At 56.8% G+C, this 23,337-nt stretch carries 22 protein-coding genes; 9 read left to right on the forward strand and 13 right to left on the reverse strand.

Going from position 1 to position 23,337, the window contains the following annotated elements; genetic code table 11:
* Positions 1–40 precede the first annotated feature (40 nt).
* From AB7E06_RS10260 to AB7E06_RS10305, 10 genes are all read right to left on the reverse strand, one after another.
* The gene (locus AB7E06_RS10260) at positions 41–982 is read right to left on the reverse strand and encodes a 2-hydroxyacid dehydrogenase (RefSeq protein ID WP_427956784.1); all 942 of its coding nucleotides are present in this window, start codon (positions 980–982) and stop codon (positions 41–43) included.
* A 157-nt stretch (positions 983–1,139) separates the two neighbouring features.
* The gene (rpsT, locus tag AB7E06_RS10265; protein ID WP_094196369.1) at positions 1,140–1,403 is read right to left on the reverse strand and encodes a 30S ribosomal protein S20; all 264 of its coding nucleotides are present in this window, start codon (positions 1,401–1,403) and stop codon (positions 1,140–1,142) included.
* A 56-nt stretch (positions 1,404–1,459) separates the two neighbouring features.
* Positions 1,460–3,013: a murein biosynthesis integral membrane protein MurJ gene (gene murJ / locus AB7E06_RS10270; RefSeq protein ID WP_094196370.1), complete on the reverse strand. Its 1,554-nt coding sequence runs from the start codon at positions 3,011–3,013 to the stop codon at positions 1,460–1,462.
* An 18-nt stretch (positions 3,014–3,031) separates the two neighbouring features.
* Positions 3,032–3,796, reverse strand: coding sequence for a 3-hydroxyacyl-CoA dehydrogenase (locus tag AB7E06_RS10275; RefSeq protein WP_108727303.1), 765 nt, complete (start codon positions 3,794–3,796; stop codon positions 3,032–3,034).
* A gap of 63 nt (positions 3,797–3,859) precedes the next feature.
* Entirely contained in the window at positions 3,860–4,516 is a 657-nt protein-coding gene (gene adk, locus AB7E06_RS10280; protein WP_094196372.1) for an adenylate kinase, read from the reverse strand.
* 102 nt (positions 4,517–4,618) lie between these two features.
* Positions 4,619–5,383 (reverse strand): 3-deoxy-manno-octulosonate cytidylyltransferase, encoded by a 765-nt coding sequence (gene kdsB / locus AB7E06_RS10285; RefSeq protein WP_427956789.1) that lies wholly within the window; start codon positions 5,381–5,383, stop codon positions 4,619–4,621.
* Position 5,384: 1 nt separating this feature from the next.
* Entirely contained in the window at positions 5,385–5,570 is a 186-nt protein-coding gene (locus AB7E06_RS10290) for a Trm112 family protein (protein ID WP_094196374.1), read from the reverse strand.
* Positions 5,570–6,649 (reverse strand): tetraacyldisaccharide 4'-kinase, encoded by a 1,080-nt coding sequence (gene lpxK, locus AB7E06_RS10295; protein WP_230018607.1) that lies wholly within the window; start codon positions 6,647–6,649, stop codon positions 5,570–5,572. The genes AB7E06_RS10290 and lpxK overlap by 1 nt, the downstream gene beginning before the upstream one ends.
* Entirely contained in the window at positions 6,646–7,050 is a 405-nt protein-coding gene (locus tag AB7E06_RS10300; RefSeq protein WP_094196376.1) for an ExbD/TolR family protein, read from the reverse strand. The genes lpxK and AB7E06_RS10300 overlap by 4 nt, the downstream gene beginning before the upstream one ends.
* Positions 7,050–7,655 (reverse strand): MotA/TolQ/ExbB proton channel family protein, encoded by a 606-nt coding sequence (locus AB7E06_RS10305; protein WP_094196377.1) that lies wholly within the window; start codon positions 7,653–7,655, stop codon positions 7,050–7,052. The genes AB7E06_RS10300 and AB7E06_RS10305 overlap by 1 nt, the downstream gene beginning before the upstream one ends.
* A 426-nt stretch (positions 7,656–8,081) precedes the next feature.
* Here AB7E06_RS10305 and xseA point away from each other — a divergent pair, with 426 nt between their 5' ends.
* Both xseA and sodB read left to right on the forward strand, forming a co-directional pair.
* Entirely contained in the window at positions 8,082–9,428 is a 1,347-nt protein-coding gene (xseA, locus tag AB7E06_RS10310) for an exodeoxyribonuclease VII large subunit (RefSeq protein ID WP_094196378.1), read from the forward strand.
* Positions 9,429–9,482: 54 nt separating this feature from the next.
* Positions 9,483–10,061 (forward strand): superoxide dismutase [Fe], encoded by a 579-nt coding sequence (gene sodB, locus AB7E06_RS10315; RefSeq protein WP_094196379.1) that lies wholly within the window; start codon positions 9,483–9,485, stop codon positions 10,059–10,061.
* 139 nt (positions 10,062–10,200) lie between these two features.
* Here sodB and bfr read toward each other — a convergent pair whose 3' ends face one another.
* Entirely contained in the window at positions 10,201–10,665 is a 465-nt protein-coding gene (bfr, locus tag AB7E06_RS10320) for a bacterioferritin (RefSeq protein WP_042487888.1), read from the reverse strand.
* Positions 10,666–10,989: 324 nt separating this feature from the next.
* Between bfr and pcaF the strand changes: the two genes are divergently transcribed.
* Entirely contained in the window at positions 10,990–12,195 is a 1,206-nt protein-coding gene (gene pcaF, locus AB7E06_RS10325) for a 3-oxoadipyl-CoA thiolase (RefSeq protein ID WP_094196380.1), read from the forward strand.
* Here pcaF and AB7E06_RS10330 read toward each other — a convergent pair whose 3' ends face one another.
* The gene (locus tag AB7E06_RS10330; RefSeq protein WP_094196381.1) at positions 12,196–12,666 is read right to left on the reverse strand and encodes a DUF192 domain-containing protein; all 471 of its coding nucleotides are present in this window, start codon (positions 12,664–12,666) and stop codon (positions 12,196–12,198) included. It lies immediately after the preceding gene.
* A gap of 46 nt (positions 12,667–12,712) precedes the next feature.
* Positions 12,713–12,958: a cold-shock protein gene (locus AB7E06_RS10335; protein ID WP_003801483.1), complete on the reverse strand. Its 246-nt coding sequence runs from the start codon at positions 12,956–12,958 to the stop codon at positions 12,713–12,715.
* Between the two features lie 165 nt (positions 12,959–13,123).
* Here AB7E06_RS10335 and clpS point away from each other — a divergent pair, with 165 nt between their 5' ends.
* The 6 genes from clpS to putA all read left to right on the forward strand — a co-directional run bounded on the left by clpS (position 13,124) and on the right by putA (position 23,314).
* Positions 13,124–13,447 (forward strand): ATP-dependent Clp protease adapter ClpS, encoded by a 324-nt coding sequence (clpS, locus tag AB7E06_RS10340; protein ID WP_026482895.1) that lies wholly within the window; start codon positions 13,124–13,126, stop codon positions 13,445–13,447.
* A 93-nt stretch (positions 13,448–13,540) separates the two neighbouring features.
* Positions 13,541–15,862: an ATP-dependent Clp protease ATP-binding subunit ClpA gene (gene clpA, locus AB7E06_RS10345; RefSeq protein ID WP_094196382.1), complete on the forward strand. Its 2,322-nt coding sequence runs from the start codon at positions 13,541–13,543 to the stop codon at positions 15,860–15,862.
* Positions 15,863–15,865: 3 nt separating this feature from the next.
* Complete coding sequence (locus AB7E06_RS10350) at positions 15,866–17,155, forward strand: paraquat-inducible protein A (RefSeq protein WP_234354400.1); 1,290 nt, start codon at positions 15,866–15,868, stop codon at positions 17,153–17,155.
* 10 nt (positions 17,156–17,165) lie between these two features.
* Positions 17,166–18,818, forward strand: coding sequence for an intermembrane transport protein PqiB (locus tag AB7E06_RS10355; protein ID WP_427956803.1), 1,653 nt, complete (start codon positions 17,166–17,168; stop codon positions 18,816–18,818).
* The gene (locus tag AB7E06_RS10360) at positions 18,815–19,429 is read left to right on the forward strand and encodes a PqiC family protein (RefSeq protein ID WP_427956806.1); all 615 of its coding nucleotides are present in this window, start codon (positions 18,815–18,817) and stop codon (positions 19,427–19,429) included. Before AB7E06_RS10355 ends, AB7E06_RS10360 begins: the two co-directional genes overlap by 4 nt.
* Positions 19,430–19,540: 111 nt before the next feature.
* Positions 19,541–23,314 carry a trifunctional transcriptional regulator/proline dehydrogenase/L-glutamate gamma-semialdehyde dehydrogenase gene (putA, locus tag AB7E06_RS10365; RefSeq protein ID WP_427956809.1) on the forward strand — a complete coding sequence of 1,258 codons (3,774 nt, stop codon included), beginning with the start codon at positions 19,541–19,543 and terminating at the stop codon, positions 23,312–23,314.
* Positions 23,315–23,337 lie beyond the last annotated feature (23 nt).

Below are 23,337 nucleotides of genomic sequence, written 5' to 3' on the forward strand. Positions count from 1 at the left end.
CAACTAGTCGCCACCGTTAAAACGGTAGGCGATTTATTTTTTATACCGTAAGCAGAGTCAGTACTTTGCCGGTTTTTTGATACTGCAATATATTGTCCAGTGCCAGCGAGAGCATGGCTTGACGCGTCTCGTGTGTCGCACTGGCTGTGTGCGGTGCCAGAACGACCTGCTTGAGGTCACGCAAAGCCTGAGGGACCTGGGGTTCGTTCTCGAACACATCCAGCCCGGCAGCGCCTAGTCGTCCTTCTTGCAGGGCGGCAATCAGTGCGCTTTCATCAACCACACTGCCGCGGGCGATATTGACCAGAATCCCTTTGGGCCCCAAAGCATTCAGCACATCTATATTGATCAGCCCGCGTGTCTCGTCGCCACCGACGGCTGCAATCACCATGAAGTCGGCCCAATGGGCCAACTCGATCAGGGAAGGTTCATAGTGCCAGGGGACGTCGTGGCGTGGACGGCGGTTGTGATAGCGCAGCTCCATATCAAAGCCGCTGGCACGGCGGGCAATGGTCTGGCCGATGCGACCCAGGCCCACAATCCCCAGTTTCTTGCCGCTGACCCGAGTGCCCAGCCCAAAACCATTGGGGCTGTCCCACAGGCCGGCACGTACGTAGCGGTCGGACTCCGTCACCCGGCGGGCGGCATCCAGCATCAAGGCCCAGGCCATATCCGCCACGCAGTCGTTCAGAACATCGGGGGTGGTGCTGACCTGGTTGCCACGCTGTTGGGCGGCGTGCACGTCGATGCTGTCGTAGCCTACTCCCACACTGAAAATCGCTTTAAAAGCGGGCTGGCGGTCTATCATGGTGGGGGGGGTGGGGGTGACGGCGCTGGTCAGGAGTACCTGTACGCGTTCGATCTGTTCGGCACAGAGCTGGTTCAGGTCCGGAAGGACAATGCGCTCGAAATAACGATCAATGTCGTCAAAAGAAGGGTGCTGGGCCAAAGATGCCAGTTGCAGCACGATGGGACGTGTCATGGGGACTCGCTGATGAACAAGCAAATCCATAACTTAGCATGATTGGCCTGCATGTTCAGGCAATGGTTTTGTGGCTAATAAAAAAGGGGTGCTAAGCACCCCCTTTCTAACTGGTTTTTAGGCCAGAGCCGATTAAACCATTAAAAATCTTCAGCAATCAGGCCAGGGCCTTGATAGCAGCAGACAGGCGGCTCTTGTGGCGGGCAGCCTTGTTCTTGTGAATAATGTTCTTGTCGGCAACGCGATCAATGATGCTGGTCGCTTTGCGGAAAACTTCGTTAGCAGCAGTTTTGTCGCCGGCGTCAATGGCCTGACGAACGCGCTTGATAGCGGTACGCAGCATGGAACGGATGCTGGCGTTGTGTTTGTTGCGAGCCACTGCTTGGCGGGCGCGCTTGCGTGCTTGTGCGGTATTAGCCATTTTTAGTAAAGCCTAAGTTTTAAAGTTTAATCGGCAAAGACAATTATTCTAAGACACTAAGCCCGCTTTGTAAAGTAAGAGGGCCGAATGCCTACGATAAACAACATGCCGAAATAAGAAATGCCGCTGGCAAGCAACACGCCGCCCAGATACAGCACACGCAGCAAGGGCGTGGCTCCCAGGCTGATCCAGTCGATATAGCGGTCAGCCAGCACAAGGACGGCTGCAAGGGCAGCCAGGGCGGGAATAATCTTCAGGAAAAAACGTAACCAGTCATGATTGGGCTGGTAAATCCCGCGTTTGCGCAGCATGACCAGCAAGGTTAGCGCATTGACGGTGGCGCCCAGGCCAATCGACAAGGCCAGTCCAGCATGGGCAAAGGTAGGCACCAGGACCAGGTTAAAGAGCTGGGTAATGATCAGAACAGCAATGGCAATGCGCACCGGTGTGCGAATATCCTGGCGGGCATAAAAACCGGGGGCCAGAATCTTGATGGCCAGCAGGCCGACCAGACCCACTGAGTACGCACCCACGGCCAGCTTGGTCTGGGCAACGTCAGCGGCGGCAAACGCACCGTAATGAAACAGAGTGGCGACCAGGCCGTCGGACAGCATGGCCATGCCCAGCGCGGCTGGCAGGCCCAGCAGCAGAACCAGACGCAGGCCCCAGTCCAGCAAACCGCTGTAGTTCTGGTCATCTTTACTGGCATGGGCAGCCGATAGCTTGGGCAGCAAGACCGTGCCCAGCGCTACACCGAGCAGGGCGGTGGGAAACTCCATCAGGCGATCGGCAAATGATAGCCAGGTTACGCTGCCTGACTGCAGCCAGGTGGCAATATTGGTATTGATGAGCAGGGAAATCTGCGCCACGGACACCCCCAAAATGGCGGGCAGCATTTGTTTAAGAATGCGTTGCACGATGGGGTCGCGGCGCGCTTGACCCAGTCGTAGCGAGAATCGTGGCAACAGGCCCAGACGAGCCAGTGCGGCCCATTGCACCAGCAATTGGGCCAGACCACCTATCATCACCCCAACAGCCAGCGCATAAATCGGCGTGTCCATGTACTGCACCAGAAACAGGCTGGCGCCAATCATGGACAGATTCAGCAGGATAGGGGTGAAGGCCGGCACCGCAAAGCGGCTCCAGGTATTGAGTACGGCAGACGCAAACGCCACCAGCGACATGCAGATGATGTAGGGGAACATCATCCGCGTCATGGTGATGGCGGCACCAAATTCGGTTTGTCGTTCGGGGGCGGTCAAGCCGCTGGCCATGGCGCTGACCACCCAAGGGGCGGCCAGGATGCCGATGACCGTGACCAGCATGACGGCAAAGGTCAGCAGCAGGGCGACACGGTCCAGCAATTGCTGCACCTTGTCTTGTCCATGCTCTTTGCGCACCTGTCCCAGGATGGGTACAAAGGCTTGCGAAAACGCCCCTTCAGCAAACAGACGTCGCAGCAGGTTGGGAATGCGAAATGCGACCCAGAAAGCGTCGGTAAGCGGACCCGCCCCAAAGGCGCGGGCAATCAAAATATCGCGTGCCAGTCCGGTGATACGAGACAGCAGCGTCAGGCCACTAATCGTGGCCGCCGAGCGAAACAAACCCATTGGAGCCGATACAGAAAGTTATTTTGGTGCCATACGAATGGCGCCATCCAGACGGATGGTTTCACCATTGAGCATTTCGTTATTGATAATGCTCTGCACCAGTTGGGAGAAATCTTCAGGGCGACCCAGACGCGAGGGGAAGGGAATGCTGGCTGCCAGCGAGTCCTGAACTTCCTGAGGCATGGCAAACATCATGGGGGTGCCGAAGATGCCGGGAGCAATCGTCATGACACGAATGCCGGTTTGGGCCAGGTCGCGGGCCAGGGGCAGGGTCAAGCCGACCACGCCCGCCTTGGAGGCGCCGTAAGCCGCTTGGCCAATCTGGCCGTCGTAGGCAGCGACCGAAGCCGTATTGATCAGCACGCCACGCTCGCCCGATGCTTCAGGCGTGTTGTTGCTCATGGCAGCGGCGGCCAGACGACACATATTGAAGGTGCCGACCAGGTTGATCATGACGGTTTTTTGAAATAGGTCCAGCGTGTGTGGGCCGTTGCGTCCCACGGTGCGTGAGGCAGGGGCCACACCGGCACAGTTGATCAATCCGAACAGAGGGCGGGCGCTGTCCTGGCACGCCAGATCCACGACGGCCTGGGCATCGTGCTCGGAAGTCACATCGCAGCGCTGATAGTGTTGGCCCAGCTCTTTGGCCAAAGCCTGGCCGGCCTCGTCCTGAATGTCGGCAATCACCACGCGGGCGCCGTTTTGAACCAGCATACGTACGGTGCCTGCGCCCAGACCCGATGCGCCGCCCGTGACAATAAAAGTCTTGTTATTGATTTGCATGAGCTTGTCTCCCTTGAATAATAAACAACCGGCCCTTTTGGGGCCGGCTGAATCTTGATTTGCTTAGCTTGCCAGGGCGTCCACAATGCGCTGGCGGATTTCATCGACGCTGCCCACGCCGGAAATCTTGCGATAGGCCGGAGCTTGCGGGTCGCCGGTGGCTGACCATTGCGAGTAGTAATCGACCAGAGGGCGGGTCTGCTCGCGATAGACAGACAAGCGGTGGCGGACGGTTTCCTCGCGGTCATCGTCGCGCTGGAGCAAGGGTTCGCCAGTTACATCGTCCACACCGGGGGTTTGGGGTGGGTTGAACGTGACGTGGTAGCTACGACCGCTGGCTGCGTGGATACGGCGGCCGCTCATGCGTTCGATAATGCTTTCTTCCGGTACGTCGATTTCGATCACGAAGTCCAGTTTGACCTGAGCATCCTTCAAGGCGTCGGCCTGGGGAATCGTGCGCGGGAAACCGTCGAACAGGTAGCCGGGCTCACAGTCTGCTTCTTTCAGACGGTCGCGAACCAGACCGATGATGATGTCATCGGAGACCAGGCCACCGGCGTCCATGATTTTTTTGGCTTCTACACCCAACGGGGACTGGGCTTTGACAGCGGCACGCAACATATCGCCCGTGGAAATTTGTGGAATACCAAATTTCTCGGTGATGAAAGCAGCCTGAGTGCCTTTGCCGGCACCAGGGGGCCCGAGCAGTATAAGTCGCATGAATTCCTCCAGGAAATGCGTCGATCCGATTCTCGCTTCAGTATGATGCGTTGCAGCATAATGAGCGCATTTTTTATTCGGATGGAGCAGAAAAAAGATCTTTTATAACCGATTTGCGAAGTGAGCGCGTACTCTTTCCAGGTCTTGTTCGGTGTCTACCCCCGCTGCAGGAATCTCCTGGAGGCGGTGAACCATAATCTGGAAGCCGTTTTCCATGGCTCGCAACTGCTCCAGAGACTCAAAGTGCTCCAGCGGCCCACGCGGTAGCTGGGCGTACTGCTGCAGGAAGCGATTTCGGTACGCATAAAGGCCAATATGGTGCAATGCGGGAAGTCCGTCGGCCAGTACCCGCTCTCCCTGGGCCAGTGCGTCGCGGGCCCAGGGCATGGGCGCGCGCGAAAAGTACAGGGCGCGGCCTTGCAGGTCGCAGACCACTTTCACAGCATTGGGATTGAACAAGGTCTCGACGCTCTTGATGGGCGCGGCCAGCGTGGCGATATCGGCCTGCTCGCTGCGAGCCAGCAGTTCGGCGGCGGCATGGATGTGTTCGGGCTGAATCAGGGGTTCGTCACCCTGCACATTGACCACGATCTCGTCCTCGGACAGCTGCAGCAGACGGGCGGCCTGTGCTAGACGGTCGGTGCCGGTCGGATGTTCGGCATCGGTCAGCAAGGCCCTGAAACCGTGCGACTGCACGGCTTCGAGCACGCGGGTCGAGTCCGTCGCCACCCAAACCTGACGCGCTCCACTGAGCGCCGCTTGCTGGGCGCAGCGCACGATCATGGGTTGGCCAGCGATGTCGGCCAGCGGCTTGTTGGGTAGACGAGTGGAACCCAGGCGTGCGGGGATGATGACGGAAAAAGTCATATCAGTTGCTGGCGGGGTCCTGCGCGTTCAGTTGGCGCGCTTCGTTGACCAGCATGGTGGGGATGCCGTCCACAATAGGGAAGGCCAGTTTGTCGGCCTTGCAGACCAGTTCTTCTTGTTCGCGGTCGTGGCGCAGAGGGCCCTTGCACAGGGGGCAGACCAGTACGTCGAGTAGGCGAGTTTCCATTATTGAACTCCGGGTAAAGAGGGGGAGGTTAAGCGCCGCTTGCGCAACAGGCCATCCAGTTCAGCAATCCAGTCCGGACGTGAAAACATGGGCTGGACATCCACAACCCACAGACGTGGGTCGTTAAGGTGCTGGCATTTTACGGCGTCTTTACGGGTAATGAGTACCAATCCATCATGCAGGGCCTGAAAGTCCTGGGCTTGCAAGGCAGCATGGTCGGGCAGAGGGAAAGTCTGGTTCAGATGCAGACCACAAGTGCGCAGCATCGAAAAAAAACGGTCGGGCTGGCCAATGGCGGCCAGAGCTTGCAGTTCTTGTTGACCGTATTCCTGCTGCCAGTCTGACCAGTTCAGGCGGCGGCCCGAGCTCAAGTGCTCCACCTGATGCGGGCGCAGGTTCATGGTCAGGGTGCGGCCAGGTTCGGCGGGTTGAGGGGTGGGCGGAGCCATTTGATCGGCCACCACTTGACTGATCAGCCAGTCCACGCTGCGCAGGCGTTCGGGGCCTTCACGCAATGGGCCGGCTGGCAGCAGCAAGCCGTTGCCCACGCCACGGGCATCTTGAACTACGACTTCCATATCGCGTTGCAGGGCCAGGTGTTGAAGGCCGTCATCTGAAATAATCAGGTCGATTGCTGGAAAGTTAGTGAGCAAAGCCTGGGCAGCCAGCGCACGGCGGGGGTGGACGGCAATGGGGGCCTGGGTTTGGGCGGCAATGAGTGCGGGTTCGTCGCCAAACTGTTCAGCAGCTAACTGACCTTGACCTACGCGAGGGCTGGGGCCGATTTTTACGCCATACCCACGGCTGATAATGCCGGGAGTCCATCCCAACGCGCGCAATTGCTCGGTCAGCGCCAGGACGATGGGGGTCTTGCCTGCGCCACCCACAATAATATTTCCCACCACAATGACCGGCACCGGGCTGCGGTAGGACGCGCTGGGATCTTGCTCGTAGCGTCGTTGTTTGCGCTGTACGAAAAGCGCAGCCAGCGTTGAAAGAGGGCGCATCAAGAGACTGAACCAGCCTTTTTTCTGCCACTGTTGGTGAAGCCAATCAGTCAGGCGGACACGCACACTCATGGGGCCTGGGTCGCAAAGTGAACGCGGTGGATGCCTACCTGACGGGCGGCCTCCATAGCCTGAACGACGGCAAAGTGAGGGGCCTGGGCATCGGCCAGAATCAGCAGGCTGCTGTTCTCGTCGGTTTTCTCAGTCGACAAGGCTTGACTAAGGGGGGAGGCGCTACTGGCGTCCAGCCACATGCCGTTCAAGGCATAGCGCCCATCCTGGCTGATGGCCAATAACAGTTCAGCCGCTTGGGCAGCTTGGGCCTGAGCCTGAGGCAAGGACACATCCAGCTGGCGATAGCGCACGAAGGTGCTACTGGCAGCCAGAAAAATCAGCACGACCAGCAAGACATCAATCAAGGGCACTAGGTTCAGTTCCAGCGTGTCTGGGTCTTGGGCTCGGCGAAAGCGCATCAGGCAGCCCTCTGAGCCAGCAGACGATCCAGGGCACCGGCTTCTGTTTCCAGGCAGTGCAGCAGATAGTCGGCACGGCTGCGAAAGTAACGGTGAAAGATCATGGCCGGGACGGCAATCAGAATCCCCAGGGCGGTGTTGTAAAGGGCAACGGAAATGCCACGAGCAATCAGGCTGGGGTCACCCCCAGCGGGGTCGTAGGCGGCAAAAATGTCGATCATGCCAATGACTGTACCGAACAGGCCCAGCAAGGGGGCGATCACGGCAATGGTGCCCAGTGCCGGAATATATTTGTTCAATTGGTAGCTGATATCTTTGCCTTCTGCTTCCACAGCAGCCTCACGCAAGGCGGGGGACAGGTGGCGGTTCTTCAGTACAGTGGCTAACACTCGACCCAAGGGGGAGTTGTCGTACAGGCGAGGCAGCGAGTCATCCTGAACACGGTTCTGGCTTGTCAGTTCGCTGATCTGGCGTGCCAGTCCAGCCGGTAAGATCCGTTTACTGCGCAGGGCCAGAAGGCGCTCCAGGATCAAACCCAGGGCAAGAATGGAGCAGGCCAGCAGAAACCAGACAGGCCAGCCAGCGGCATGGATCAAAGTAAGCACGAGTCGATTATCCGGTCAGGAAATAAATCAGCACTTATTGTAGAGCCCCTGTCTGCATTGCGGGAATGTTCCGGCGCTGGCGCGGTACACTTTAACGTCTTTTCCACGCAAAATGACGCCAAACCCCTGATGTATTTGAAGTAATAAGTGTAGTGCTAAAACTATCCACAAAAACTGTGGATAATTCTGTGCATAAAACATCCCATAGTGGCTCGGGTGGTGGTTTAGAGGTTCTCTGGCTAATTTTCGACCATTTTTGTGTTTTATTAAATATCGTGTAATTTCAATTGCTTAATGAATTTATGTGATGTGAACTATCAGGTATTGGGCGGAAACCATTGTCTTGGCGTCTATTTGACAAAAGCATGACAGTTGTGGATACGGAGCGGTGGAAAACTAGCTCGTGGCGAGTCAAAAACAAAGAATATGATGCATTATCAAGAATCTAGAGCACCCGCAGTATGGACCGTGGCGCAGTTGAACCGCCGTGTCAGCCAATTGCTGGACGAGCACATGCCGGTAGTTTGGGTCAGCGGCGAAGTATCCAACTTTACCCAGGCCGCTTCCGGGCATTGGTACTTTTCCATCAAGGACGACAAGGCGGCGGTGCGTGCCGTGATGTTCCGGGGGCGCGCCCAAGCCGTGGGCTTTGTGCCGCGTGCAGGCGAGCGCTTCGAGTTTCGCTGCTCGGTGACCTTGTACGAGGCGCGTGGGGATTTTCAAGTTCAGGTTGAGGGCATGCGCCGCGCGGGCCTGGGGGATTTGCATGAAGCATTTTTGCGACTGAAAAGTCAGTTGCAAAGCGAAGGACTGTTCGAGCCGGAACGCAAACGCCCCATTGCCACCTTGCCGCGTAGCATAGGCATCATCACCTCCTTGGCTGCTGCGGCCTTGCGAGATGTGCTGACGGCGATGGAGCGTCGCGCTCCGCATGTGCGCATTATTGTTTACCCCGCCCCGGTCCAGGGTGCTGAAGCGCCACCGCGATTGCGACAAGCGCTGGAAACCGCGATTGAGCGAGCCGAGGTTGATACGCTCTTGCTGGTACGCGGGGGCGGCAGCCTGGAAGATCTCTGGGCGTTTAACGATGAGGGGCTGGCGCGCCTGATCGCTTCCAGTCCTATTCCTATTATTAGTGGGGTGGGGCATGAGACGGATTTCACCATTGCCGATTTCGTGGCCGACTTGCGTGCACCTACACCCACGGCAGCAGCCGAACTGGCTTGCCTGGGACGTGATCAATTGCTGGAGCAGGTCTTTGCACGTATAGGGGCTTTGAGCCACGGCGTGCAGCGCCATGTGGACCGGGCCTCTTTGCGTCTGGATCGAGCGGTGGCCAAACTGGTTTCCCCACATCAACGCCTGGCCCAGCAGCAGCAAGGCCTGGATCATCTGACCCAAAGACTGCAACGCGTGGCCCGCAGCGTGCCCGATGCTGCCGCTTTGCGCTTGGCCACATTGCAGGCACGTTTGGAGCGCAACATTCCGCAGCTGACGTCAAGACAGCAAAATCTGAATATGCTTTTCCAGCGGCTGGAAAAAGGTCTGGACCATGCGCTGGTTTTGCGCCGTCAACGCCTGGCTGCGGCTCAGCAAACACTGCAAGCCCTGTCCCCGCGCCTTATCATCAATCGTGGATATGCCATAGTCAGGGATAGCGAGGGGAAAGTTGTAAAAAATGCGTTAGACTTAAAGATTGGTGAACGACTCGATGTCGAGTTGAGTCGCGGTCATGTGACGGTGGATGTGGTGCGCACGCACGATCTGCTTTAGGCTGCGTCGTCCTTGTTGGATACCAAACCCGGTTTTTTTTTAGAAGGAATTGAAATGGCATTCACTCTTCCAGCTCTTCCATACGAACTCAACGCCCTTGAGCCACACATCTCCAAAGAGACTTTGGAGTTTCACTACGGTAAGCACCATCAGGCTTACGTCACCAACCTGAACAACCTGGTTGCTGGCACCGAATTTGAAAATGCTTCCCTGGAAGATGTGGTCAAGAAATCCTCCGGTGGCGTGTTCAATAACGCTGCTCAGGTTTGGAACCACACTTTCTACTGGAACAGCCTGTCCCCTAACGGTGGCGGCGCTCCTACCGGCAAACTGGCCGATGCCATCAATGCCAAATGGGGCAGCTTTGATGCCTTCAAAGAAGCCTTCACCAAGTCTGCTGTTGGCAACTTTGGTTCGGGCTGGACCTGGTTGGTCAAAAAGGCCGACGGTTCCCTGGATATCGTCAACACCAGCAACGCTGGCACGACCCTGACTTCCGATGACGTTGCCCTGATCACCTGTGATGTGTGGGAACACGCCTACTACATCGACTACCGCAATGCCCGTCCCAAGTACCTGGAAATTTTCTGGAACCTGGTGAACTGGGATTTTGCCGCCAAAAACCTGGGTTAATCGCTCAGGTCGTGGGTAGCGCTCATTGGAGTGCTGCCCGGCAAGAAAAAACCGCCATGCGCATGCTGGCGGTTTTTTTTATGGCTTCAATGAAAACAAGGCATAGGGCAGAGGCCGCCATACCTTGTTGTCGAAAGCGTTACATCTGGGATTGCTGGTAATTTTCCAGACCCACTTTCTCGATCAGACCTAATTGTTTTTCCAACCAGTAGGTATGGTCTTCTTCCGTATCGCGCAACTGGGCCAGAATAATGTCGCGGGTGACAAAGTCGCTGGCGGATTCGGCCAGTTCAATGCCCTTTTGCAAAGCAGCGCGAACCTCATATTCCAGCTCCAGGTCCTTGCGCAACATGCCGACCACGTCTTTGCCGGGCTCAAACGCATTGGGGCGCATGTCGGGAATACCGTCGAGCATCAGGATGCGACGGATCAGGGCGTCAGCGTGCTGGGTCTCTTCTTCCATTTCGTGGTTCATGCGCTCGTAAAGCTGCGTGAAACCCAGATGCTCATAAAAGCGGGAATGAATAAAGTACTGGTCACGCGCTGCGAGTTCGCCGCGCAGCAATTGATTCAGATAGTCGAGGACTTCGGGATTACCTTGCATGATGATGAGCCTGTAGAGAATGCCAACGGTGAAAGTATGCCATGGGGCTACGCGTCATGGGGTTTACACTGGGACGATGAGAGGGGGGCGAGGCTGAGGTTCGAGAGAGCTGCCGGATAGTTGGACGGCAAACGGTGGATTTCGTCTATCCGTATTTTCTTTCGAGCTGGCTATTGGGGGTCTGAGAAATTGACCGCGCAGCGGACGGCCTCCGTAATGATAAAAATCCTGCCAGCTCTCAAGCGCTACTATCAAAACAGTAGATTTCGAGCGCTCTCTATAGCGCTCTCGCGTGATTTTATTCAAGTTATCAGGGTGATTTTCATGAGTCAGGACGCCTTTATTTGTGACGCAATTCGTACGCCTTTCGGACGTTATGGCGGTTCGCTGTCCGCTGTGAGGGCGGATGACTTGGGTGCAGTGCCTATCGCCGCGTTGATCAAGCGCAATCCGCAAGTCGATTGGTCCAAGTTGGACGATGTAATGTACGGTTGCGCCAACCAGGCGGGTGAGGACAACCGTAACGTGGCACGCATGTCCGCGCTGCTGGCCGGTCTGCCCGTGGACGTACCTGGTGTGACTTTGAACCGTTTGTGCGGCTCCGGCCTGGACGCGATTGGTTCGGCTGCTCGCGCGATTCGCGCTGGCGATGCCTCCTTCATCCTGGCTGGTGGTGTAGAAAGCATGAGCCGCGCTCCCTTCGTGATGGGCAAGGCTGAATCGGCGTTCTCCCGTAGCGCCAACATTTATGACACCACGATTGGCTGGCGTTTCATCAACAAAGCCATGAAAGAGCAGTACGGTGTGGATTCCATGCCTGAAACGGCTGAAAACGTCGCCCAGCAGTTCAATGTGTCCCGTGCAGACCAGGACGTCTTTGCCCTGAACAGCCAACTGCGTGCTGCTGCGGCTCAAGAAGCGGGCATTCTGGCTGAAGAAATCACCCCCGTGATCATTGCCCAGCGCAAGGGCGATCCCATTGTGGTGGACAAGGACGAGCATCCGCGTGCCACGACTCTGGAGTCCCTGACTCGTCTGAAGCCTGTCGTGCGTGCCGATGGCACCGTGACGGCCGGTAATGCCTCGGGTGTGAACGACGGCGCTTGCGCGCTGCTGGTCGCCGACAAGGCAACGGTTCAAGCTCAGGGTCTGACTCCACGCGCTCGTGTGGTGGCCATGGCCTTTGCGGGTGTCGAGCCTCGTATCATGGGTATTGGGCCAGCACCGGCCAGCCAGAAAGTCCTGGCCTTGGCCGGCCTGACACTGGATCAAATGGATGTGATCGAGCTGAACGAAGCCTTTGCCGCTCAAGGCTTGGCGGTAACTCGTATGTTGGGTCTGGCTGATAACGATCCGCGTGTGAACCCGAACGGGGGCGCAATTGCTCTGGGTCATCCTTTGGGTGCCAGTGGTGCGCGTCTGGCAATTGCAGCCATCAACCAATTGCACCGCACAGGCGGTCGCTACGCCCTGTGCACCATGTGTATTGGCGTCGGACAGGGCGTGGCTTTGATTCTTGAGCGCGTCTAACTACGGTTTCAGAGCAGGCAGGCCGGTGATTTTCTCACCGGCCTTTTTATCTGCTTGCTTGAACCAGCCTTGTTCCATTTCCAAGGCGTAGCGCACAGGTCGCACCGGGCAGTGGGATTGAAGATCAAAGGGTTGCATGGCTTCGATATTGGTAATCGTGCCTTCATCGGTAATAAAGGCAATATCCAGCGGCAAGGGCGTATTCTTCATCCAGAAGCAAGGCATTCCGGTTTGCTCGAATACAAATAACATGCCGTGATTGGGGGCCAGGCTTTCTCGATGCATCAAACCTTGAGCACGAGTCTCGTCGCGATCGGCCACTTCAGCCTGAATTTGTTTGGAACCCAGGCTCAGGGTCAGGGTGGGAAGAGTCTCTTTGGCCTGGGCCGGGGCGCTGATACAAAACGCGGCCAGAAGACAGGCAAAAAAAACAGGGCGCGCAGGCCCCGTAGTCGTCGTGCGATACTGCATGTGTGTTGCGAACCTGCTTTTGTTAGAATCGAGAGCGCAAGAGATCTTAAGGCGAAGTAATATTAAGTGCCTGCTTGCCTTTAGGGCCTTGGGCAACTTCATACAGAACTTTCTGGCCTTCTTTCAAAGTCTTGAACCCGTTCATCTGAATGGATGAAAAATGAGCGAAGAGATCTTCGCCGCCGTTATCGGGTGTAATAAACCCAAAGCCTTTGGCATCATTGAACCACTTAACGGTCCCGGATAGTTTTTGATTGTCTCCAGTGCCTGCGGTGGTGGTAGTTTCCGACATGCTTGCTGCCTCTCAACTTAGTGTATGGTTGATACTTTTTTCGGCCCCTCCCTGGGCCTGTGATCGCGGCACCCCACTTTTTATTGTGAAGTTGACACGATCAGTCGGATGATGCTGAATTTTGTTCCCCCCAGTCAACCTATGGAAAGCACCTAGTTCTGTATTATGGCCATTGAGATCGATAAGCAAGGCGCCACAACGGTAGAGCGCCAATCCGCGCGGCTTGCCCCACCACCCATGTATCAGGTCATCTTGCTCAATGATGACTACACGCCCATGGAATTTGTGGTGAATATACTGGAGCGGGTATTTGCCAAGACCCCGGAGCAGGCCGAACAGCTTATGCTTAAAGTACATTACGAGGGTCGGGCTGTCTGTGGTGTGTATCCGCGCGATATCGCGGCCACCAAGGTGGAAATTGTGCGACAACTGGCGCAGTCGCGACAGCATCCTTTGCAGTGTGTGATGGAGCCGGTGCCTGATGCTTGACCATTTAGTGGTTTACCGTATTGTTCAGATCAGGCAAATTAGTCATAGAATAGCTTTAACCCCTAGTTTTACTCTTGCCGTGTAGGAGGAAGCATGATCTCCGAAGAACTTGAAGTCAGTCTACACATGGCCTTTGTCGAGGCTCGTGCCGCGCGCCATGAATTCATCACGGTAGAGCATCTGCTGTTGTCCCTGCTCGATAACGCCTCCACGCTGGAAGTGTTGAAAGCATGTGCTGCCGATATTGATGCACTGCGCCAGAATCTGCGTAAATTCATTAGCGAAAATACGCCCACTTTCCCTGGTGAAGGCGAGGTTGACACCCAACCCACGCTGGGATTTCAGCGAGTGATACAACGTGCCATCATGCACGTATCGTCCAGCAACTCCGGTAAAAACGTGGTTTCCGGCGCGAATGTGCTGGTGGCGATGTACGGGGAAAAAGACTCTCATGCAGTGTATTACCTGCAGCAACAAGGTGTCTCGCGCCTGGATGTCGTCAATTTTCTCTCGCACGGCATCACTAAGGCCAATCCGGAGCCCGCCGCTCCCGAGCCTCCCAAGGCGGCTGCGGCGGCGGAAGCGGATACCCGCTCGGACGCCCAGAAGTCGCCACTGGATCTGTACGCCACGGACCTGAACACTGAAGCCAGCCTGGGTCGTATTGACCCCTTGATTGGCCGTGAAAAGGAAGTGGAGCGCGTCATCCAAGTTCTGTGCCGTCGCCGCAAGAACAATCCTTTGCTGGTGGGGGAGGCTGGCGTGGGTAAAACCGCGATTGCTGAAGGCCTGGCCCTACGCATTCAGCGTGGTGATGTGCCGGACATTCTTAGCGAAGCGCGTGTTTATGCGCTGGACATGGGGGCCTTGCTGGCCGGTACCAAGTATCGGGGCGACTTCGAGCAACGCTTGAAAGCGGTGCTCAAGCAGCTCAAGGAAACAGCGCAGTCCATTTTGTTTATCGACGAGATCCACACCCTGATCGGAGCCGGTTCGGCTTCGGGCGGTACGCTGGATGCGTCCAATCTGCTCAAACCTGCGCTGTCCTCCGGTCAGCTCAAGTGTCTTGGAGCAACCACGTACTCGGAATACCGGGGGATTTTCGAGAAAGACCACGCCTTGTCGCGTCGTTTCCAGAAAATTGATGTGGCCGAGCCCACGGTGGAACAGACCATCCAGATTTTGCGCGGTTTGAAGTCCAGTTTTGAAGAGCACCACGGGGTGCGTTATTCGGCGGCTGCCCTGACCGCGGCGGCGGAGTTGTCTGCCCGTTACATTAACGATCGCTTTTTGCCTGATAAGGCTATCGATGTAATCGACGAGGCCGGTGCGGCGCAGCGTCTGCTGCCACGCTCCAAGCAGAAAAAAGTTATCGGCAAGGCGGACATCCAGGCGACGGTATCGCGTATTGCTCGCATTCCTCCCCAGACCGTTTCCAGCGACGATCGCAATAAGTTGGCAACCTTGGCACGCGATCTGAAATCGGTGGTGTTTGGTCAGGATGTGGCGATTGACGCCCTGGCAGCAGCCATCAAGATGGCGCGCTCCGGCTTGGGTCTACCCGACAAACCCATCGGTTCCTTCCTATTCTCCGGCCCGACCGGCGTGGGTAAAACCGAAGTGGCGCGTCAGCTGGCCTTTGTGCTGGGGGTAGAGCTACTGCGCTTTGATATGTCCGAGTACATGGAGCGTCACACCGTGTCGCGCCTGATCGGTGCGCCTCCCGGCTATGTGGGCTTTGACCAGGGCGGTTTGCTGACCGAAGCGGTTACCAAACAGCCGCACTGCGTACTGTTGTTGGACGAGATCGAGAAAGCGCACCCGGACGTCTACAACATCCTGCTGCAGGTGATGGATCATGGCACGCTGACGGATAACAATGGCCGCAAGGCAGATTTCCGTAACGTCATCCTGATCATGACCACCAACGCGGGTGCCGAAGCGCTGAACAAAACCAGCATTGGCTTTACCCAGCCGCAGCGCTCGGGTGATGAAATGCAGGACATCAAGCGCCACTTCTCGCCAGAGTTCCGCAACCGTCTGGATGCGATTATTGGCTTCAAGCCTTTGTCGCGCGACATTATCCTGCGCGTGGTGGACAAGTTCCTGATGCAGCTGGAAAACCAGTTGCACGAGAAGCGCGTCGAAGTGTCCTTCTCGGACGCCTTGCGCGAGCATCTGGCGGCCAAGGGTTTCGATCCCGCCATGGGTGCCCGCCCCATGCACAGACTTATCCAGGACACCATTCGCCGTGCTCTGGCTGACGAGCTGCTGTTTGGCCGCCTGGTCGATGGTGGTCAGGTCGAGGTTGATCTGGACGAGAATGGCGAGGTGGTACTGGAATATCCTTCTTCGGGACCCGACGAACCCGGCAGCAAGACCTCCTCGCGTCCCGAGCCGGAATTAGTCGACTAAGCCGTGAGGGCATCGCGCCCCTTAATCGTCTGTACGCACTGTGACACCGTACACGAGCGAGTCCCCGTTCCAGGAGCGGGGCTCGCGCGTTGTGTACGTTGCGATACCGAACTTTACCGCCACAGCCGCTTTTCGCCACGTGAATGGCAAGCGCTGGTTCTGGCGGTTTTCATCCTTTTCCTGATTGCCAATCTGTTTCCCGTTGTCTATCTAAGCATGGCGGGTAAAACAGTATCGCCCACGTTTCCCAAAGCCTTGTTGCTGATCTGGCAGCAGGGGTACTGGGGCCTGTCCGTGATGGCGGGTTTGGTCGGTTTCTGGCTGCCGCTGTTCCAACTGATCTTCCAGTTCTGGGCCTTGGGTTTGATTGCCCGTGAAAAGCCCTTGCCGGGCGATTTTGGCATCGGTCTGCGTGTTCTGAGTCATCTGGAGCATTGGTCCATGACGGCCGTACTGTTTCTGGGCTTGATTGTGGCGATTGTGAAGTTTGCCGGAATCGGGCATTTGACTGTGGCACCAGGGTTGTACGCATTTTTTGCGCTGACGTTCCTGTTGACGGGCCTGAGCCGTATTACCGCAGCTCGTCTTTGGCGCTGGGCAGAGGATCGTGAGCTGGTTCCAGTTGCGACGCGCCAGGTCTTGAGCGCGCATCCGGACTGGAGCGCCTGCACCCATTGCGGCTTTGTTCAAGCCAGCCAGAATACACGCTGTCATCGCTGTGCAGCCCCTGTCCACAAACGCAAACCCAATAGCCGCAGGCGGGTTGCCGCCCTGGTGCTGACGGCCTGTGTCTTTTATATTCCCGCTAATGTCTTGCCGGTGATGGAGCTGCGCAGCATTATGGGTACGAGTGCCCATACGATTTTGGGTGGGGTGATTCAGCTTTGGCAACTGGGCTCCTGGGACCTGGCCTTGATCGTGTTTATCGCCAGTATTGTCGTCCCCATTACCAAGCTCCTGGCTTTGGTGGTTCTGCTGGTGGGGCGTCGTTGGCGGGGCAATGGTGTACAGCGTCAACGTAACCGTATTTACGATATGGTCGAGCTGATTGGGCAATGGTCCATGCTGGACGTATTCGTGGTGGTCCTGATGGCAGCGCTGGCCAACTTCCCTGGACTGTCACAAATTATTCCTGGGGCAGGGGCCTTGAGCTTTGGCATGGTCGTGGTCTTGACCATGCTGGCCGCGCTTAGCTACGACCCGCGTCAGGGCTGGGACCAGGACACCGACGAAGAACAAACAATAGAACCGCAAACCAAGCTGTCTTCGCCTGCATCACAGGCGACTTCCTGAAGGAAACAAGGTGCACGATCCCACAACTAATCAGCCTGACGGTCAAACCGAGCCCGCGCAGCCAAGACTGATTTCCGCGCAGCGATCCCGATTCTCCTGGATCTGGATTTTGCCTATCGCCGCTGCTTTGGTGGGGGCGTCGTTGGTACTGCGAAACTGGATGTTGACCGGGCCGCGTATCACGATCAGCTTCGACTCGGCCGAAGGCTTGGCGGTAGACCAGACCAAGCTACGTTACCGCGAAGTGGATGTGGGCACGATTTCCGACATTCAGGTGGCCCCTGACCGTAAGGGAGTCTTGGTGACCGCACAGTTAGAGCGCGATGGCTCTGAATTCATCACACAAAAAGACACGCGCTTTTGGGTGGTGCGTCCACGTTTGGGCTTAAGTGGTGTGTCGGGATTGGGGACCTTGCTCTCGGGTGTGTATATCGGTGTAGACGCGCCTTTTGAAGTGGACAAAAAGGCGCAGAAAATGGACTTTGTGGGTCTGGAAAGCCCACCCGAAGTGATTAGTGGCCGTGCCGGCAAACGCTATGTGCTGACCGCATCGGAACTGGGTTCGCTGGATCTGGGCTCCCCCCTGTACTACAAAGGTATTCAGGTTGGGCAGGTCAGCAGCTACGAGCTGAACGAAGAAGGTGATGGGGTACGTGTACAGGTGTTTGTGGATGCACCCAATGATAAATTCGTGACCCAGGGTTCGCGCTTTTGGAACGTCAGTGGTGTAAATATGTCTCTGGATTCCACGGGTTTCAATGTGCGTACGCACTCCTTGGTTTCTGCTTTGGCAGGCGGTCTGGCTTTTGATCAGATGGAAGGCGAGCCCACGGAAGTAGCAGCAGCAGATACCCAATACGAGCTCTTCCCTACACAAGATCGTGCCATGGCCGAGCCGGACGGCCCGGCGGTGGAGCTGCGCTTTCATTTCCATCAGTCTGTACGCGGTTTGAGGCCGGGTTCCAAGGTTGAATTCCGGGGCCTGGAACTGGGCCAGGTCTACGACGTGGATCTGGAATTCGACTTTGAGCGCAAACGCTTTTTCGCTTTAGTAAAAGCGCGTATTTATCCGCAACGCTTCGGTCACCTGTACGAGCGGATTGTAGAAACTCGACCAGACGAAAAAGACCCGATAAGTGCTTTGTTTAAACCGATGGTTGAACGTGGGTTGCGGGGCCAGTTGCGTCCTGCCAGCCTGATTACCGGTCAGCAGTATATTGCCCTGGAGTTTTTCGATAAGGCCGATGAGGTCGAGTTCGATGAGACGGCCAAACCCTTGGTGGTGCCCGTGATCGCCGGTGATTTTGATCGCTTGCAAGAGCAGGTCAGCGACATTGTCACGAAGATTTCAGCGATTCCGTTCGATCAGATTGGCAAGAATCTGCAAAGCGGGCTGACGGAGTTGAGCCAGGTGCTCAAGCAACTGGACAAGACGACGGTGCCGCAATTGAATGGGGCTCTCAAATCCATGGATGCAGCAGTTCAGAAACTGGGCGCCATGCTGGACGCGGACTCTTCCTTCAATACCTCGGTGGATCAAACCTTGAACGAGCTGAAACGCTCCTTGCGATCCCTGCGTGATTTAAGTGATACCTTGCAAAGCCAGCCCTCGGCAATATTGCGAGGTCGTTCTCCTGACGTACTGCCGGAGCCTGCGCCATGATGTCCCGTTTTCTGATTTCCGTGGCGTTTGCCGGTTTGCTGACGGCTTGCGCCTCGACCACGCCTACTTACGACACCTTGCAAACCGCTCATGCCGCTCCGGCGGCTGCAGCCCCATCCACACAAGCATGGAAGGGCTTTCAGTTGCGGCGTATGGATATGCCCGCCCAGTTGGATCGCCGAGCCTTTGTGCTGACGCAGGCGGCCGGTGGACAGGTTAATTTGCTGAACGATAGCCAGTGGGCATCGCCTTTGCCCGATGAAATGTCCCTGGCTTTGGTGTCCGGTTTGCAGGATCGCCTGAGTGTTCCTCAGTTGGCCAGTACCGCTGCGAAAACACCCCACTGGCAGATTGATGTGTTGGTGCAGCGCTTTGAGTCTGTCTATGGCGAACGCGCCACCCTGGAATTGAGCTGGACCTTGACGCCAATTGGTTTTGAGGGGAAAACCCAACAGTGCCGCTGGCTGGACTCCGAGCCGGCGTCTACTGTTCCAGAACTGGTGCAGGCACATCGTCAATTGCAGCAGCGCTGGGCCGATGCGCTGGCCGCTCAAATGCAAGGCAAATCTGTTCCTGCGATGTTGGGCAAGGCCATGATCTGTGTGAGTTAAATGCTAGGGTTAACTTTTTCTTGCACGGGTTAACCTGAATACGAAATTGGGTTAACCGTCAGTATTATTTCGGCATATCGCAGTCAAAAAAGCGTAACCGGGATAAGAAGCATGGCGAGCACAACCTTAGGGATCAAAGTCGATATAGAGCTGCGCGAACGTTTGCGGCGTGCGGCTGATCAGTTGCAGTGCACCCCACATTGGCTGCATAAGCAGGCTTTGCTGTCCTATATCGAAGGGATAGAGCGTGGTGTGTTGCCCAGCGAGTTGGCTCTGCGTAGTGGGGGCGATGCTGAGACGCTTGAGGACGGTGTGTTGATGCCGTCGATCCCGTTTTACGGCTTTGCCCAAGATGTGCAACCGCAAAGCGTGTTGCGTGCTGCCATTACGGCCGCCTATCGCCGTCCCGAAACTGATTGCCTGCCTTTGCTGCTGAGCGCCGCACGTGCGTCCCAAAGTGCGCGTGCCCAGGAACTGGCCGCTCGTCTGGTCAAAGCCCTGCGCGCCAAGCGCCGTGGTGGTGGGGTCGAGGGTTTGATTCAGGAGTTTTCCCTGTCCAGCCAGGAAGGTGTGGCCTTGATGTGTCTGGCCGAAGCCTTGCTGCGCATCCCCGATCGCGCCACGCGTGATGCCTTGATTCGCGACAAGATCAGTCACGGTGATTGGCGCGCGCATATGGGCGAGTCTCCCTCGCTGTTTGTGAACGCCGCGACCTGGGGGTTGATGCTGACAGGTCGTTTGGTCAGCGTAAATAGCGAAAAGAATTTATCCTCTGCCTTAACCCGCATGATTGGTAAGGGCGGCGAACCCCTGATTCGTAAAGGCGTGGACGTCGCCATGCGCATGATGGGCGAGCAGTTCGTCACCGGGCAGACCATTGCTTCGGCACTGGCTAATAGCCGCAAATTTGAAGAGCAGGGCTTCCGTTACTCCTACGACATGTTGGGTGAGGCCGCCACGACAGCGGAAGATGCCCAGCGCTACTACCAGGCTTATGAGCAGGCCATCCACGCGATTGGTCGTGCCAGCCAGGGCCGTGGGATTTACGAAGGCCCCGGCATTTCCGTCAAACTGTCTGCACTGCACCCGCGCTACAGCCGTGCCCAGCGCGATCGTGTTATGCATGAGCTCTTCCCGCGCCTGCTGTCCTTGGCGCAACTGGCTCACCACTACGATGTGGGCCTGAATATTGATGCAGAAGAAGCGGACCGTCTGGAAGTGTCCTTGGACTTGCTGGACAAGCTGTGTTTTGACCCGTCTTTGGCAGGTTGGAACGGCATTGGTTTTGTGGTGCAGGCGTATCAAAAACGCGCACCCTTTGTCATCGATTACTTGATTGACCTGGCCCGCCGTAGTGGACACCGCTTGATGCTCCGCTTGGTGAAAGGCGCGTACTGGGATTCGGAAATCAAACGTGCCCAGGTTGATGGCCTGGAAGACTACCCCGTCTATACCCGCAAGGTGCATACAGACGTGTCTTACCTGGCTTGCGCTCGCAAACTCCTGCAGGCCCCCGAAGCCGTGTATCCGCAGTTTGCGACACACAATGCCCAAACTCTGGCCGCCATTTACATGATGGCCGGTCAGAACTACTACACCGGCCAGTATGAATTCCAGTGCCTGCACGGCATGGGTGAGGACTTGTACGACGAAGTGGTCGGCCCGACCAAGGACGGCAAGTTGAATCGTCCTTGCCGTATCTACGCACCTGTGGGTTCGCATGAAACCTTGCTGGCTTACCTGGTGCGTCGCTTGCTGGAAAACGGTGCCAATACCTCCTTCGTGAATCAGATTGGTGATGCCGATGTGAACATGGAGCAACTGATTGCCGATCCCGTCGCCCAGGCCTTGAGCCTGCAACCCTTGGGTCGCCCACATGACAAGATTCCTCTACCGCGACAGTTGTATTGGGATGCCGAGCAGCGCTTGAACTCGGCCGGTCTGGATTTAAGCAATGAGCATCGCCTGGGTTCCCTGGCTGCAACTTTGATGCAAACCGTCGCCTTGCCACGTCAGGCTCAGCCCATCCTGGGGCAGGGCAATCCGGTCTGGGATGAGTCCAAGGCAACGATGGTGCGCAATCCAGCCAATCATCAGGATGTGGTGGGGCAGGTCATGTTTGCTACGGCGCAGGATGTGGAGCAGGCCTTGGAAGCCGCTAGCCACTATGCGCCTATCTGGCAGGCCACGCCGGTACAAGAGCGTGCCGCCGCCTTGCAGCAAGCCGCCCAACTGCTGGAAGATCATATGCAAGATCTGATGGGCCTGCTGGTACGTGAAGCCGGCAAGTCCTATGCGAATGCGATTGCTGAAGTGCGAGAAGCCGTGGACTTCCTGCGCTACTACGCGGGACAAGTCTTGCGCGACTTTGATAATGACGAATATCGTCCTGTTGGCGTGGTGCTGTGCATCAGCCCCTGGAACTTTCCCCTGGCTATTTTTCTGGGTCAAGTCTCGGCGGCTTTGGCGGCAGGCAACGTCGTGCTGGCCAAGCCCGCTGAGCAAACCTGCCTGATTGCGGCGGCGGCGGTCGAGTTGTTGCACAAAGCCGGGATTGCTCCCGGTGCCTTGCAGCTTCTGCCTGGTGATGGCCCTTCCGTAGGAGCCCCTTTGGCTGCCAGTGAGCAGGTCAATGCCGTCATGTTTACCGGCTCGACCGCCGTGGCCCAGGGCTTGAACCGTCAATTGGCCACACGCCTGACGGCAGATGGTCAGGCCGTGCCGCTGATTGCTGAAACCGGTGGCTTGAACGCCATGGTGGTTGACAGCTCGGCCTTGCCTGAACAGGTGGTGTTTGATGTCTTGAACTCGGCCTTTGACTCGGCCGGTCAGCGTTGTTCCGCTTTGCGTTTGCTGTGTATTCAGGAGGATGTGGCCGAACGCGTGCTGAGCATGCTCAACGGTGCCATGCAGGAGCTGAGTGTGGGCAATCCCGATCTGCTCAGTACCGATGTAGGCCCGGTGATTGATGAAGAAGCCCGCTCCGGTATTGAAGAGCACATCAGCGCCATGCGCGAGGCGGGTTTCCGCATTACCCAAAGCGAGCAAAACCGTATCCAGACAGGGACGTTTGTCTTGCCGACCATTATTGAGATCGAACAGGTCAAGGATCTGGAACGTGAAATTTTTGGCCCCGTATTGCATGTGATGCGCTTCAAGCGCAGCGAACTGGACAGCCTGATCAATCAGATCAACGAACGTGGTTACGGCCTGACCTTTGGCGTTCACACTCGTTTGGACGAAACCGTGGATCGTGTCGTTTCGCGCATTCACGCCGGTAACGTTTATGTGAACCGCAATATGGTAGGCGCGGTGGTAGGCGTACAGCCTTTTGGTGGTGAAGGCTTGTCGGGTACGGGGCCCAAAGCGGGCGGCCCCTTGTACCTGCGCCGACTGCTTAGCCGTTGTCCGCAGAATCTGCCCTTGCAAGCTTGGCAGGAACAGGGCGTGGTCTTGCCCGGCCCGACGGGTGAATCCAATATGTATCGGCTGTACCCACGGGGGCGCGTTCTGTGCATGCCCGTTAGCGTATCTGGCTGGCGCGCCCAGCGTGAGGCCTGCGCACAAAGCGGCAACCAGGCCATCTTGCTGGACCGTTTGGGTTTGGGCAATTGGCACGATGCCCCTGCCGAGCAAATCACCATGTCCGATTTGGGTGAGGCAGATTATGATGCTGTTTTATTTGAAGGCGACAGCGATGAACTCCGGCACGTGCTGGGCCAGGTGGCTGAACGCCCTGGTCCCATTGTTGGGGTTCAGGGGCTGTTGACACAGGAATTGGAGGAGGGCGCAGCGTACGTGATCGAGCGTTTGCTGCGTGAAGTCTCAGTTAGTACCAATACAGCGGCAGCTGGAGGCAATGCCAGTTTGATGATGGTTGGTTGATCTTGGCGGGCACTCATTTCTAT

The sequence above is a fragment of the Alcaligenes sp. genome (assembly GCF_050255915.1).
GTDB lineage: Bacteria > Pseudomonadota > Gammaproteobacteria > Burkholderiales > Burkholderiaceae_B > Alcaligenes > Alcaligenes aquatilis.